The sequence below is a fragment of the Ruegeria sp. SCP11 genome (assembly GCF_040329455.1).
GTDB classification, from domain to species: domain Bacteria; phylum Pseudomonadota; class Alphaproteobacteria; order Rhodobacterales; family Rhodobacteraceae; genus Ruegeria; species Ruegeria atlantica_E.
The window spans coordinates 78077-92313 of sequence record NZ_JBDZYG010000015.1; the positions used below are offsets into that span (position 1 = coordinate 78077).

At 53.4% G+C, this 14237-nt stretch carries 14 protein-coding genes; 3 read left to right on the top strand and 11 right to left on the bottom strand.

Going from position 1 to position 14237, the window contains the following annotated elements; all coding sequences use genetic code 11:
- Window positions 1-57: 57 nt before the first annotated feature.
- Window positions 58-1041 carry a hypothetical protein gene (locus tag ABLN94_RS20005; protein ID WP_352995793.1) on the top strand — a complete coding sequence of 328 codons (984 nt, stop codon included), beginning with the start codon at window positions 58-60 and terminating at the stop codon, window positions 1039-1041.
- On the opposite strand, the gene ABLN94_RS20010 is transcribed toward ABLN94_RS20005, so the two are convergent.
- Window positions 1016-2569 (bottom strand): winged helix-turn-helix domain-containing tetratricopeptide repeat protein, encoded by a 1554-nt coding sequence (locus ABLN94_RS20010; protein WP_352995795.1) that lies wholly within the window; start codon window positions 2567-2569, stop codon window positions 1016-1018. The two genes, ABLN94_RS20005 and ABLN94_RS20010, sit on opposite strands and share 26 nt — an antisense overlap.
- Before the next feature lie 166 nt (window positions 2570-2735).
- Here ABLN94_RS20010 and ABLN94_RS20015 point away from each other — a divergent pair, with 166 nt between their 5' ends.
- Window positions 2736-3692: a homocysteine S-methyltransferase family protein gene (locus tag ABLN94_RS20015; RefSeq protein ID WP_352995797.1), complete on the top strand. Its 957-nt coding sequence runs from the start codon at window positions 2736-2738 to the stop codon at window positions 3690-3692.
- A gap of 146 nt (window positions 3693-3838) precedes the next feature.
- A complete protein-coding gene (locus tag ABLN94_RS20020) occupies window positions 3839-4123 on the top strand; it encodes a hypothetical protein (protein WP_352995799.1) in 285 nt (94 codons plus the stop codon).
- A gap of 667 nt (window positions 4124-4790) precedes the next feature.
- On the opposite strand, the gene ABLN94_RS20025 is transcribed toward ABLN94_RS20020, so the two are convergent.
- The 10 genes from ABLN94_RS20025 to ABLN94_RS20070 form a co-directional block, all read right to left on the bottom strand.
- Window positions 4791-5777, bottom strand: a complete 987-nt coding sequence (locus tag ABLN94_RS20025; RefSeq protein WP_352995801.1) for a type II secretion system F family protein — start codon at window positions 5775-5777, stop codon at window positions 4791-4793.
- Between the two features lie 14 nt (window positions 5778-5791).
- The gene (locus ABLN94_RS20030) at window positions 5792-6760 is read right to left on the bottom strand and encodes a type II secretion system F family protein (protein WP_352995803.1); all 969 of its coding nucleotides are present in this window, start codon (window positions 6758-6760) and stop codon (window positions 5792-5794) included.
- Window positions 6757-8145 carry a CpaF family protein gene (locus ABLN94_RS20035; RefSeq protein ID WP_352995805.1) on the bottom strand — a complete coding sequence of 463 codons (1389 nt, stop codon included), beginning with the start codon at window positions 8143-8145 and terminating at the stop codon, window positions 6757-6759. Before ABLN94_RS20035 ends, ABLN94_RS20030 begins: the two co-directional genes overlap by 4 nt.
- A 12-nt stretch (window positions 8146-8157) precedes the next feature.
- Window positions 8158-9387, bottom strand: coding sequence for an AAA family ATPase (locus ABLN94_RS20040; RefSeq protein ID WP_352995807.1), 1230 nt, complete (start codon window positions 9385-9387; stop codon window positions 8158-8160).
- Window positions 9384-10076 carry a TadE/TadG family type IV pilus assembly protein gene (locus tag ABLN94_RS20045; protein ID WP_352995809.1) on the bottom strand — a complete coding sequence of 231 codons (693 nt, stop codon included), beginning with the start codon at window positions 10074-10076 and terminating at the stop codon, window positions 9384-9386. The genes ABLN94_RS20040 and ABLN94_RS20045 overlap by 4 nt, the downstream gene beginning before the upstream one ends.
- Complete coding sequence (locus ABLN94_RS20050) at window positions 10073-10573, bottom strand: TadE/TadG family type IV pilus assembly protein (RefSeq protein ID WP_352995811.1); 501 nt, start codon at window positions 10571-10573, stop codon at window positions 10073-10075. The genes ABLN94_RS20045 and ABLN94_RS20050 overlap by 4 nt, the downstream gene beginning before the upstream one ends.
- 15 nt (window positions 10574-10588) lie before the next feature.
- Complete coding sequence (locus ABLN94_RS20055) at window positions 10589-12133, bottom strand: TadE/TadG family type IV pilus assembly protein (protein ID WP_352995813.1); 1545 nt, start codon at window positions 12131-12133, stop codon at window positions 10589-10591.
- Window positions 12134-12142: 9 nt separating this feature from the next.
- The gene (gene cpaB / locus ABLN94_RS20060; RefSeq protein WP_352995815.1) at window positions 12143-13105 is read right to left on the bottom strand and encodes a Flp pilus assembly protein CpaB; all 963 of its coding nucleotides are present in this window, start codon (window positions 13103-13105) and stop codon (window positions 12143-12145) included.
- A gap of 149 nt (window positions 13106-13254) precedes the next feature.
- The gene (locus ABLN94_RS20065) at window positions 13255-13452 is read right to left on the bottom strand and encodes a Flp family type IVb pilin (protein WP_352995817.1); all 198 of its coding nucleotides are present in this window, start codon (window positions 13450-13452) and stop codon (window positions 13255-13257) included.
- 47 nt (window positions 13453-13499) lie between these two features.
- Window positions 13500-13703, bottom strand: a complete 204-nt coding sequence (locus ABLN94_RS20070) for a Flp family type IVb pilin (RefSeq protein WP_352995819.1) — start codon at window positions 13701-13703, stop codon at window positions 13500-13502.
- Between the last annotated feature and the right edge of the window lie 534 nt (window positions 13704-14237).

Genomic DNA, 14237 nt, shown 5'->3' on the forward strand with positions numbered 1-14237 from the left:
GATGGTCAACTGACACGTTTATTCATCATCGCCCTAGCGGTTACTGTTCTGAATACGATGCCGATTTGGCTGGTCGAACTGGCAGTTAAAAGCGAAAGCTCCGAAGTGACGGTCGGCCTGTTAGCCAGTGTCGTCTTGCTATCCGCTGCAATCGGATGCGCGGCTGGAGCCGACACCCGGTTTAAATCACTACCTCTCGCCGCTGCGGCCGTTGCCTGCTGTGGCGTTTCTGGTGCTGCGATGGTGCAGGATATTTCGACGACGGTACTGTTTGTTGGCGCGGGTATTGTCGGTTTGTCTTTGGGTCTTGTTTTGGCTCTGCCCCTGTCACGCAGCCTTACGGACACAAGCATTGTGCGAATGATTGGCAACGGAATGGCCATCGGATGCGCTGCTTCGTTCGTTCTGCTTATGGGTATCCATGTAACCGAGTTGTCACTGCTGCCTCTTTTGGCCCTTCTCACGGTGATACAGGTGATCCTGCTGTTGCGGAAATTACCTGCGCAAAACAAAAGCAGTGTTCGGCACTTCAACTGGAAGCAGGACATTAGCTTACTGCCGTTCTTCATCTGCATGGGCGCTTATTGGGCTTTTCTCGAAGTTTTTTCGGTTGAGCTAAACCTTGGCAGCCTTAGCGCCTGGCTGGCCGGAAGCCTGTTGCTCTCGGGGTTGGGTTCTTACCTTGCGGGTATCATACCCAACCGGCTGAGCCTGTATGCCGGGGTATTTGGTCTGCTACTCGCCGCTTTCGCGGGAGGGCTTACCTATTTGTCAAAGACTGAGTTGCTGATTGGAGCCACTATTCTAATCAACGCTTTCGGCCTATTCCTGTTTTTTCCACTGTATCTGGATCGGACAGATGCGCCGGCAGCTGGTATGGCGCGCTACCTTCTCGGCTTTGCAATGGGAGGTGTGCTCGGGAGCCTTGCAATCGCAGTGGGGGGCTATCCGGCTTTGGCCGCAGCGGTTGCGGTCTCAGGCTTGATCGCCGTGCCTGCAATGACACGTCTGCGATCTAATTCGGATATTCCGGAATTCTGAGTCCGGCCTTGCGCCATCCTCGCACAGCCATCTCGCCGTGTTCCGGAGTGATGCCGGTCATCGCGAGTTCTTCATAGACGACGTCCTCGAAGATCGGGAACATCTCTCGCATGATCTTAGCGGCTGCTTGGGCTTTTTCAGTGTTGCCCAGTTCGCCATGTAGCCACGCAAGATGCGCCTGGTACCAAAAGAAATCGGGCATGGGAACTTTCTCAATCTCAATCAGCGCGGCCTCGGTGAAGCCCTGCGATGCATAGAGCCAGCACCGCGCGTAATGGTACCAACCGGGGTGGACTGGACTCAGGTCAATCGCACGATCCAGCAATTCAACTGCACGATCATATTCGCCTAAAAACAGATGGCAGGATCCGATCTCGGCCAAAACATCGCAATGGCCGGAGTTTAACTCGAGCGCCCGTTCGGCGGCGACCCTAAATCCGGCAATGTCCATCTGATAGAAGATGGTCAGCGCCAGCGTCATTTGCGCAAAGGCGTTCAGCCCGTCGCATTCCACCGCCTTGCGCGCGGCTTGTGCTGATAGCGCCAAGGCATCTACATCAGGGCGCTGGTTAACGTGATAGCGGTACTCTTCCAACAACAGCATGGCATAGGCCGCCCATCCATCTGAAGATTGGGGGTCAGTAATGAGCGCGTCCTTCAACCTGTCCCGAATGTCTTCATGTATGGAATAATCGTAGGATCGGTAATACTCATAAAACTGCGCAACGAGAAAATAAGTGTCCCAGGAATGCGTCCGTCCGTAGGGTAGGGTGCGAGCGACCTGTTTCGCCACGAGGCCGTGGCGACTACCAAGGCGCCCGGCTATCAAAGCGGCAAGATCTTCCTGAATATCAAACAGTTCCTCGGGTCCGCCTCCGCGATCGAATTGCTCGGTGGCGACCAACCTGCCGTTACGGGCCTCGGTCACTTGCACAGTCACCCGCAGCTGGTTTTCAGACCTTCGGATGCTGCCTTCGACGACATGGGTGACCGCATACCTGTCCGACATCTCAGAGTTTGAAACCCTATCCGCAGCCAATTGGGCGGTTGTGCGATGTGAAAACAAAGTGAGCTCGCGAAACCGAGACAGGTTGGTGATTGTATCTTCGGTCAGCCCTTCGGCCAGAAACCCGTCGTCGGAACTTTTGCCCAAACTTCTGAACGGCAGAACCGCAAGAACAATGCCGTCTGGCGCTGGTGTGTTTTGTGTGTTGGTCGCGGGCATGTCGATTTCAGCGACAAAGCGGAACCCCTTCCCATGTACAGTTCGGATTGTGTGCTGATCTCGTCCCGTGTCACCAACCGCTTGGCGGGCTTCTTTCATCGCAGTCGACAAAGTGGCGTCAGTGATAAACCGGCCTCGCCACACCTGCTCAACCAGTTCGTCCTTCAGTACAACCCGATCTCGGTTTGTAATCAGGTATTCCAGAATCTGCAGGGTCTGCGGGGTTAGACTGTTACAGACCTCACCACGCGAAATCTGAAAGAGATCGGTATCAATCGTACAATCGTTAAAAGCGTATTTCATGCCCCGGAACCGATCATGTTTGAAACAATTCTCGTTTGAAACAAGCCTAACCCTCATACTTTCTCAGGAAAAGCTCAGATGCGGTTCAAGGTTCGAAACCGGGCCGCTGCTATTCCCGTTTCATCCGTAATGGCCCGTCTTGGGCTCAGAAACAGGAGAATAGCAAATGAAGTATCGGAATTCGCTGCCGCAGTTGAACGGCACCCAGATGGTGGCAGATGGTGGTCTTGAAACCACCCTGGTCTTTCACGACGGGATCGACCTGCCACTGTTTGCAGCTTTCAAGGCACTGGAAAGCCAGGAAGGCATTGACGCTATAGGCAGGTATATGCGCGGGTTCGCTCGGCTGGCAGTGAAGCATAACCGTGGGTTCATAATGGACACTCCGACCTGGCGCGCCAGCCCCCGTTGGGCAGCTGAGCTCGGAGTGGACCGTGATCAGCTGAGAGAGGTTCACCGGGAGGTTATCGCAACCCTTGTGAAGATGCGTGCGGAGCATGAAACTCCGGCTTCTCCCTTTGTGGTCAACGGAGTGATCGGGCCGCACAGCGACGGTTATGCGCCGACGGAAATAATGAGCGCATCGGAAGCCGAAGCTTATCATCAGACTCAAGTTGGCTGGTTCGCCGAGATGGGTGCTGACATGGTTTCCGCGATCACTATGACGTATGTCGACGAAGCGATTGGCATCGTGCGCGCTGCTCAATCAGTGAACATTCCGGTGGTGATCTCGTTCACGGTCGAAACCGACGGCCGGCTGCCTTCGGGCCAGGGTCTGCGCTCTGCCATTGAGCAGGTCGACAGAGCCACAGGAAGCACGGCGGCGTACTTCATGATCAATTGTGCACATCCCGATCATTTCCGCTCTGTTCTGGAGCAAGGCGGCGAGTGGACGAAGCGGATCATGGGCGTGCGAGCCAACGCGTCGCGCCTGTCCCATGCCGAGCTGGACGAAGCTGAGGAGTTGGATGACGGCAACCCGAAGGAATTCGGTGAACTTCATCAAGAGCTTACACAGTTCTTGCCCAATTTGACCGTCATCGGCGGGTGTTGCGGCACGGACCATCGTCATGTGGAGCACGTCTGCATAGCAACACAGCAACCTACAGCCAAGGCCGTCTAACCGGCGGTTTGGTTCACACAATTCCGGGTACTCTAGCGCGCTCATCTAGCGGTCGGTCTTCGCGACAGGATGAAAGGCCGGGAAGATTGGGCTTCGCTTTGGTCCGGGTGAAATCGGTGCAGTCGCGCCAACACTAGGAGGAAGAAATGACAATCAAGCGTAGTTTATTATCCCGCCCCCGCAGTACGCTGTATCGACCGGTTGGTGCTCAAGTGCCATATGGACGTGGTAGCAGAGGATTCTCTCTGGCTCAGACTTTTGTAGGCCTGCTTTCACGCATGAGAAACGCGGCAATTCGTGAATACCGCATTCGGCGGGACTTCAGACATGTTTCCCAGCTTGACAAACGTATGCTGAAAGATGTCGGTCTTGACCCCGATCTTTACCACAAGGATTTGCGATACGGGCGTGACGCAAACTGGAGGTTTTGACGTGTGCAATTCGGTGAGAAGTGTAATGAAACATTGATCAATATCCATGGGGCGTGCTCGAAAAAAATCAGAGCACGCCTTAATTTACGGGCCGTACCTAATTCTATAGTGTCAGCAAATCAGAGGTTGATATGGGCGGGTGGCTTAACAATTGGGTTGAGAATTCCTAGCTGCCAGTCCGATAAAGAGACCGTGCCACTTTACGTTGCAGGCGCATGCGGAGTTCGGGGAAATTTACCACCGTCCAATCCTCCATATACGGCCACTTCTACCTTGAATGGTCTCTCACTAGCCGAGCCATATTCATGCTGGTACGGTCCGCACTTCTGACCGGGTGGCGCAAACTTTGGACCACCTAAAGGGTAGCCTCAACGGCCGACTTGAGACTGGTTTGAATTTGTCTGACAGCGCGGCCACTCACGAACAAAATGGGCGCTGGCGAAGCAGTACTATTTCCAACTTTGTCTAATTGAGCCGATATCGGACAGCGATGAGATGATGGCTGCAATCTGATCGTAGCTACATTTGGATCGGCTGATATGCCGACCCAACGCGACAGCTAACGCAAGGCTTGCGTTGCCACTAAGGCAAATTGTGAGCGACCCGTGAGTTGCTTACGGAGCCGACTTTCGGCAAATTCGCGTATTCCTCAGCGGTCAGACAGCAATCACCCAAACATATTCACCCAACGGATCACCATTGGCGCTAAACAAATCATCAACAACACTGGCATCATGCACAAGGCCATTACGGCAGACATCTGCACGGGCAAGCGGTTGGCCTTTTCTTGTGCCCGAAGCTCGCGATCAACGCGCATATCGGTGGCGAACCTGCGGAGGGCAGTGGAAATGCTGGTCCCGTACTGGTTGGACTGCAGGAGCGCATTGGCAAATGAATGCATTTCTTCAATGTCGACGCGATCGGCCATGTCCAGAAAAGCAGCCTGGCGTTCTTTACCGGCCTGTAGTTCCAACTGTAGAATGGTGAACTCCTTCGAAATTTCCGGCGCAGCGTGTGCCATTTCGTGTGCTACGCGAACCATCGCAGCATCAAAGCCCAATCCAGCTTCGATCGCCACTTGCATCAGGTCCAGCGCGTTCGGGAGGCTGTGCTCAATCGCCGTACGACGTATTCTTATCCGCCGCCGCAGCCAGAGAGCTGGACCGTAAAACCCGATAACCATCAATGCGGTGACAATTTGCAGGGCATTTATCCAGGTAATCCCTTGAAACACGTTTGCGATTCCCAACTGTACCTGTGTTTCAAGCGGCAAGGCCATGGCGATTACGAATGTAGCAGGAAAAACCAACCCCATGATAACGCGGAACAAATAGAAGGTACGCACGGCATTCTTGCGCTGGACGCCAGCCTGTTTCAAAAGCCGACCAACCCGGGAACGTTCACGCTTTGAGGATGGTACAAAGGCTTTGAACAGCCCATGCGGGTCACTGTTGTCCCCCTGAAGAAGGTCAAAGTCCGCTCCGTGTCCACTCGACACGCCACCTACACGCATACGGCGTGCGGCCGTGTCGTCGCTTGTGGCCATGCCGGACACACCCAGAACCACAAAAAATACGCTTATGGCAATTCCCGCCAGCAAGAAATATTGCAGGGGAAGATCTGGATCGTTCAGGATATCTTGAATAGTTTCCATGTCTCTTCTCCCTGTTAGAATTTGAACTTAACGAGCCGTCTGAGAATAAGCCCCTGAAGGATAATCAAGCCGATTATGACGCCTGCGAAATAGGGAAACAGCGGATCGTTTCGAACATCGCCATAGAAACTGGGCGTCGCAAGCTCGATCGAGAGGTAGATGAGAATTGGCAGGAACGTGAGAATAAGACCGCTCAGTCGACCCTCGGCGGAGATGGCCTTAATTTTCTTTTGCATAGTTTGACGGTCTCTGATGACCTGAGACAGGATGTTCAACACCCGCGCCAAGTTGCCGCCAGTGCCGTGCTGAATACCAATGCTGACTGCCAGATAATTGGCGTCTTCGGTTCCCACGCGCCTTGCAAAGTCCTGAAAGGCTGTGGCCACGTCATCACCGTAGTTGATCTGGTCTTGGATGATGCCGAATTCAGAACCGATTGGATCCGGCAGGTCCGTCGCCACATTGCCGACCGTCACGGCAACGGGATGACCAACTTTGAGGCCACGTGCCATCAGATCCAGAGCGTCCGGCAATTGATTGGTTAGTTTTTGGGCTCTGTTTTCTTTCAACGCGATCAATGTGAGCAACGGCAGGGCAATGCCAACCACGACGGCACATGCCAAAGCAAGCTCTTGGGAAACAAATCGGACTGCAACAACAAAGGCACCGACTGCCAATACAATGGCGACCAAAACGATCCAGAACGGGCTGATCATGACGCCGGCCTGAACAAGCAAACGTCGAAAGCGAGCCATCAGACCAGGGCTTTCTCCTGGATTTAACATGGCCGGGTCCCGCAACAACTGCAAAACCTCGTCAGAGGATGCACCGCCCTGAAGCATTTTCATGCGCCGGTTTCGTGCTTCCGTCAGGGTTTCTCTACGCAGGAAGAGCTGCTGCAGACCTTCGTAAGCCAACAGGATGCCAATGAAAATAGAGATGTAAATTAGGACGTTTATAGTGTTTGGCTGCAGATCAATCATGATGACATAGCCCCGCGAATAAACATATTGGTATCTACATCAACTCCGGCGGCAACCAGTTGGTCGAAGCATTTCGGGCGAATGCCCGTGGGTAGGAACTCTCCGAGAACTTCGCCGTTTTCGGACTTGCCGCGGCGTTTGAAAACAAAGATGTCCTGCATGGTAATCGTTTCGTCTTCCATTCCCGTTATTTCGGAAATGCTGACGACACGACGGGTCCCATCGCTGAGACGGCTGAGTTGAAGTACAACATGAATGGCCGACGCGATTTGTGATCGAATGGTTCGGACCGGCAAATCGGCACCAAGCATTGTGACCATTTGTTCTACCCGGCCTAACGCGTCGCGCGCCGAATTCGCGTGAACCGTGGTCATTGACCCATCGTGCCCGGTGTTCATAGCCTGAAGCATATCAAAACACTCAGAGCCGCGAACCTCGCCGACGATGATACGATCCGGGCGCATCCTCAGGGCGTTGCGAACCAAATCACGTTGCGTGATGACACCTTGCCCCTCAGCATTGGGGGGGCGGGTTTCCAGTCGCACAACATGGCTCTGTTGAAGTTGAAGTTCGGCGGCGTCTTCGATTGTGACAATGCGTTGCTTGCCATCAATAAACGAAGATACGGCATTCAGCATGGTTGTTTTACCAGACCCGGTGCCCCCCGAGATAAGGATGTTCAACCGTGCTTCGACAAGAGCCTCGAGAAGCTGAGCGGCTTGCTCATTCATACTGTCCTGTTCAACAAGCCTTTTTATTGTCAGGGGGTTGCGAGAGAATTTCCGAATGGAAAGTGCAGGTCCATCGACGGAGCAAGGTCTGATAATGGCATTTACGCGGCTGCCGTCCTCCAATCGCGCATCGACCCAAGGTTGGGATTCGTCGATGCGCCGGCCGACTTTGCTGACGATCTTGTCAATGATCCGAAGTAAGTGGCGCTCATCGCGAAAACGTGCTTTGGATTCCTCAAGAAGGCCAAACCGTTCGACGTAAACCTGGTCATAAGAATTGACGAGGATATCGTTGATGGTCGGATCTTCCAGCAGAGGTTCTAACGGTCCCAAGCCGAGAACTTCATGGATAAGCTCGTCAACTAAGGTCGTGAAGTCTTCGGACCGCATATGCAGGCGTTCGGCTTCAATCATGCCTGTAACCAAAGATGCGATCTGCCGTTTCAACTCCGGCCGCTCAACCTTGTCGATGACCGACAGGTTAAGACGATCAAGAAGTTCACTGTGCAAACGACTTTTGAGTTCCAGGTGAGCTTGCAGGTCTGCGTCTACGGGTTCGGAAGTCACCTGCACCGGAGGCATTTCAATTGGCCGTTCCAGTGTCAGCACATTCGACTTAGAAGTAGCCTTTCGTGATCTGAATTCGTTGAACACGGTGATCTCCTTTTACGTACTTTTTGCGGCGACAGGCTGAACCTCGACCGAAACGGCAGTAGCCAATTTTGACAAAGCTTTGCCAAGGTCCGATTGCGGTTTCATGTCCACGATCGGTCGTCCAAGATCCACGGAATTGCGGGCGACTTTCGGATTGTCCGGCAGCCAGTGTTTCAGTTTTGTCTCCAAGACCTTCTCGGCCTCACGGACATGCGAGGGTCGGATCATCGAGTTACGCTCGCGGCTGACGACGATTTCAACCGGCAGGGTCATGTTTGCCTCTCGGTAGAAATCGATCAAACGCCGCGCCTGGCGTACACACGGCACGGTGGTGTCCGTCACCAGGGCAAGCTGGGCGGCCCGCTTTAAAATTGGCTCGACCCATTCAACAACGGCGCAGGGAAGGTCGATTATGATGTAATCATACCGCTGTTGAAGCAGGTCGAGCATTCCTTCAATCATATCGGGCCGCATCGATTGAAGCGGTACCATCGGAGCCGGCGCGCACAGAACGTCTACGCCTAGAGTGTGCTCCTGCAAGATTGAAGAAAGAAAACGATCATCAGGTTTTTCTGCGTTTTCAATTAGTTGTAGGAATCCGCCATTGTCTTCTAAATCCAGGAACACGTTCGTGTTTCCGAACTGAAGATCAAAATCCAGTAGTGCGACGCGGCTTTTTGACGACTTCCGGAACAAAGACCCTTTTCCACCGACCAATGAGCAAGCAAGATTCACGGCAACGGTTGATGCGCCTACGCCTCCGCGTGACTTGGCGACCGGTATCACCCTGCCCAGCACGGTGGCTGCGCTCTGAAATGCCTGCTGCGGGACCGAGCGGGCGCTGATTTTTTCGCTGACTGCGGCTTTCAGTTCCTCGCCGTCGATTGAAAGAGGCAGGACTTCATCAATACCGATCTTCCGCAGCTCACGCGCCTTGCTGATCGTGAGGTCGTTCTGCGTAAGGGCCACAAACAATGTATCGTCATCGCGATGCGCCAGAATGTCTTTGATTGCGTCCACTTCAACCGCATCATCCGGGTCGATTTCAAAGATCACTAAATCATGCTTGAAGGCCAATTGTAGGGCGGTTCCATTCAAGGCTTGAAAGGAACTCGCGTTCTCGGTGACTTTATTGTCTTCGGCCGCCGGAAAGACGTCAGCCACAATCTGAGCAATGGCCTCGTTCTCGGAAACAAGCATGACCGAGTGTGATTTCAGTGTGGAAACATTTTTTTCCGTCATCCTGATTCTCCTAGTGCAAGGTCTTCAGCAGGTAGCGAGACGCTGAAACTGGAATAGCCCAACGTGTCACCTACATTTGGAAGTGAGCTGTTCGTCGCGCCCGCAGCATTGGCCAATGCGCCCAGCGGTGACACGAACTCAAAATCAGCCAGATTCAGTTCAACTGTAACCATCGGGGTGTAGGGGCCGCCCAGAAAACCCAGTTCGTCATCAAATTGATAAGTAATTTGTAAGTTATCTATCGTCGCGCCCAGCGGTAGAAGCGGGCTGATGCGACGCCAGATTTCGGCTGAAGTTCCAATAGGGTCCTGATCAGTGGCAAGGTTCTCAACGCCACCTGTACAAACGAGGTCGCCTGGATCAATGCATACGCCGACTGCGGCATCGCACGCTGCGCCAAAACGGAGCGAATTGTCGGTACCGCGCTGATGCGTTAGCGGAAGGGGGGTTGTATCGGCATAGTTACATGCAGCTGGGCGAACAATGGCAAGACGTGCGGCCATCTGCGCGGCCTTTTGCGCGTTTACCACACTGAAGGAAAGACGGCCGAAATCCAGCAGTGACATGAAAAGGAACAGAAACAGGGAAACAACAATGGCGAATTCGACAAGAACACCGGCATCCTGATCTTGGACCAGCTTACGTCTCAGGTGGCGCATTTGCGCAAAAATATGATGTGCGCGTTTCATTGTCCGAAAATCCGTGTTGTGTCAGAGACATTCGTCGTTATCGAAGGTGTGCGGCCATCGAACGCCGCAAACAGGCCACCCATCGGGAAATTAATGGTGATATTGGCAGTAACCTGCCCAACAGGGGCCGGGCTAACTCGGTATGTGCCTGTAACGCAGGTCAGGCTGGGTGTGACCGAGTTGACGGTTATATGGGGCGGGAGAATGCGTTCGTCTCCCTTCCTTTCGTTCTCGATAATCCCCTTCAAAGTCGGGGCGAGCGTAGTGACAGTCCCGCCAGAGCTGCAGATATCTGAAGGTGTAATTCGGGACATATAGCGACTGGCATCCCGAACGCCTGCGATGACTGCCTGGTATGACCACATCACGCGTGCGAATTCCAATGTCCCGGCCAGCAAGAGCACCATGAACGGTAGGATAAGGCCAAATTCCACAAGGATTGCGCCGTCATCTCGCTTTGCTAACCGTTTGAGAGGGGAGGGCAGGCGTAAAGGCATGATCAAGCTCCTCCCTTACCGATACAGTTGAACAACGTCGCGGAAGATGCCGCCGAACCCATTGCCGCCGCCGCCGACGCCTTCGACCTCCGGAAAGCCCACGACCTCACCATAAATGTTAAAGTTGGGGGGCGATGAACCGTCCTCGCCAACAGGTTCGGTCAGAAAGACAGAGACGAACTTTGTTACGGGTACGTTCTCAGTTTTGCCCTTGATTACGGTTTTCGAGCAATCGACACCCGCTGCGTTTACGACGCGTCGCTCGGGTTTGTCCGACATTTGGCTGGAGCATATTGGGCGACCTGTTTCCGGTGGGTAGTCGGGGTCCAAATTGACCGGATCCAGAATGGAATCAGGAGCAAGTGGGTTGCTCGCGGATGTTGCATACTTGATTTCCTGCAAGTACATCTCATAGCGAGAATTGGGCTTGACGCCTGCCGGCACGGGCATCAATTGCAGATGATCGTCTGTTCCGCCGTGATTTGCGTCCAGATATTCCTGGCGAGCCCAAATACCGTCACCGAACCGGTCATTGTTTGTGTCGCAATTACCCGCGGCCATGCAAAGGTCGTGGCCAAGAGTTGCGGCGCCCGTATCCTCTGTACCACCTTGGATACAAACGTTGCCGCCCGTACCCTTTTTCCCTTTGATGACGTTGGGAGCAGGTGCATACTTTTTCTTATCTCTGTCCCCGTTGAGGACGGATTCGAAGATATCAAAGCGCGTATTGAATGCGGCGCTGGTGATGCCTTCCTTCTGTCCGGGTTCAGTCGTAAAGCCGTTGGTAAGGACGCACTGCGTAATGGCCTCTTGCGCTGCAATCAGGCATGCAAGTTGGTTGCCACCTTCATTCTCACACGCACCATCGACGTCTTCATATTCTTCCAAGTCGACAAAACCGAAATTCCCTGGCCCCCAGGCAGCGCCAGTACCGCCGCTGCCACCGCCACCGCTGCGAAGCAGGATCTGATCGCCGACGTCCAACGTGGTCTCCCAGTTGTCAGGTAGGCAGAACATCAGCGGGGTGATGTCGCAGGCTGCTTTCGCGTATCCACCTACGGCTTCTGCTGTAAGGTTTGATACCGTAATCCCGCCACCGCCAACCATTCGGTTCAGAGCAGACGCCATGTTCATGCTGAGTGATCTTGGCGTTAGGGCCACGTGCGCAAACTTGGCTAAGCGCGGGTCTGTGGTGACATCGTCCAGCTCGAGCTCATCTTCGTCGGACTCCGGCAGGGCGGAATAAAAGGTAAGCTTGAATTCGGCCGCACCTGAAAGCGTTCCGGCTCCGTCTGCAAATGTCTGATTGCGGCTGATTAAATTGACGGCTGCATTTGTCGAACGGGTAAGCGCATCGGGTTGCCCGTCCAATTCAGCAGCGGCAGCCAATGCGACGTTGTCCGCGAAGGATTGAAGCTCTGCATGGGTCGAGCTTAACCGGCCAACATCCAATGTGATTGCAAAGAAGCCGATAAATGCCACCAGTGCCGTACCCCAAAGGATCACCACTGTGCCGCGTTCGTCCTTTGCAAAGCGTGATATGATTGCTTTCCGAAACATGGCTCGGTCCTACTGAGTTGCACTCTGACTGACGTCGATTTCACGAGTGTTGGCTTGGGTGTCCGGGGTCACGATTGCAGGTGTGACCTCGGCATCCGATTGATTGCTGGACTCAGCCTCGGCAGCAGGTTCTGACTCGTCGGGTTCTTCGCTACGACGGCGTATTCTGTCGAAAGTCACAACCTCGGATTTGGTGCCGCGATTCAATCTGATTGTGGGGCGGGCTTCGGCATTCTCAACCGGGCCTTCTTCCTGCAACAGATCGCGTAGGCGAACCATCTCCATCACCTCGTCTTCGACGCTATCCAGTGTTCTGAGGGTTAAGCTCAGCGTTCCCGCTTTTTGCGCTAGAGCAAGCCGCTGACCCTGCTGGGGCGTGACCTCGACCGTAATCGTACGGGCGACACCAGGCTGATTGTTCTGTTCTTCGGATTGTTGGTCCACACCAATCACCCGGATTTTCTGCAGGATAGTCACTGCGGCCAGTTCACCACCTGAATTTCGCGTCATAACAATATCCACCCAGTCACCAGGGGTAACAAACCCGCCGACCGCGGTAACGGCGTTGACCTTGATGGCCATGGCACGGGTGTTTTCACCCAGCTTTTGAACCAGAGTTACTTTTTCCCCGTAGTTCGAAACCTTCGCTTGAAGGATAACTTCACCGGGGTAGAAGCGCCCTTTGGCACGACGCAAATGCTGCCGCTCTGAAGGAACGAGCACATCTAGTTCCGTGAATACACCCGGAGGAAGCGCCTCCCGGGGCCACGGATGAATTGCGACATGGTGGCTTTCGATGGCCTGGCCAAATTCAATTTCCGACTGCGCAACGTAAATATCGACCAAATCAGCGTTTGAGGTCGTCACTTCGGGCGCAGGTGGGTTGATTTGAATGTAGTCCTTCGCCAGGTACACGGAACCAGAAGCAATTGCGATTCCGAAGAGCGTTGTGAGAATTGGTCTAATACGCATCGCTGTCTCCAATAGTTACGCACAAAAAATTCGAAACTTCGGTTTTGCCGTGTTTTTCGAAAATCCCGGCGGAGAATTCTGCGCCGCCACTGAACTGGTGCGACGGCGCAGAATTGTGTTTGTTATGAGAATATCTCAGTTTGTTACCGTTACTCCACTGGAGTAATGGTCGTGCAGTTGTCGCTTCCCAGTGCTGAACAAGCACCGGTTACGTTTTCGTCGGTTTGATCTCCAAGGAACGTGAATGCAGTAACCGTAAGCGAAACCACAACCAGAAGGGCAAGGCCATATTCAACAATTGCGGCACCGCTTTCTTCCGTTACGAAGATCGTTAAGAGTTTAGTCACGTTTGCCCCCGAAAGGTTATACTAACACCGACGTTGTACACTTGCTCTTAGAGGCCGCTAATAGGAGTAACTGTCGTGCAGGTGTCGTCACCCAGTGCATCGCACGCGCCTCGCACGTGAACATCTGTCTGGTCACCCAGGAACGAGAACGCACCTACAGCGATCGAAGCAACAACCAGAAGCGCGAGGCCATATTCAACAATTGCCGCACCGCTTTCTTCTTTTAGGAATTTGTTCAGGAATTTAGTCATGTTTCCCCCGAAAGGTTAAATTTACACCGACGTTGCGTATTATCGCAACACGAGCCACGCATTCGTCGTCAGCTCGAGAATCACGGTAGCCGCGTTAAATTCATTCGCCTTCCGATAAAGCTAGGAATAATTCAATTTTAGGTTGTAAATTGTATGGCGGAAACACCAGGGGGGTTAATTTAGTTAACCTTGGGTGAACGGAGTGTTTATGTTGTGCCGAATCAACACATTAGGAAACAATGGGGCAAATTTGTGTTGAATTGTGGAGAGTCTGGTGGTGTATCCTGAGTCGACGGAATCAGTGATTGGGACGTGCTAAGAGGGGGCTTAGTTGTTCGGCGGTTCAAGAAAATACAACAAAATCAACAGAATACCTGTCTGCGGGTTTTCTCGATTTGTACTTGCGTCTTCAGATGCAATCGCAAAACCAGTTGCTGACGTGACATAAACCGAACAAGTTTGTGTCAGTGGTGGGGGCTACATAAAGGAGCCCGACTGTGTGTTTTGGTCGGGTTGGTGAACAGAGTGATGAGT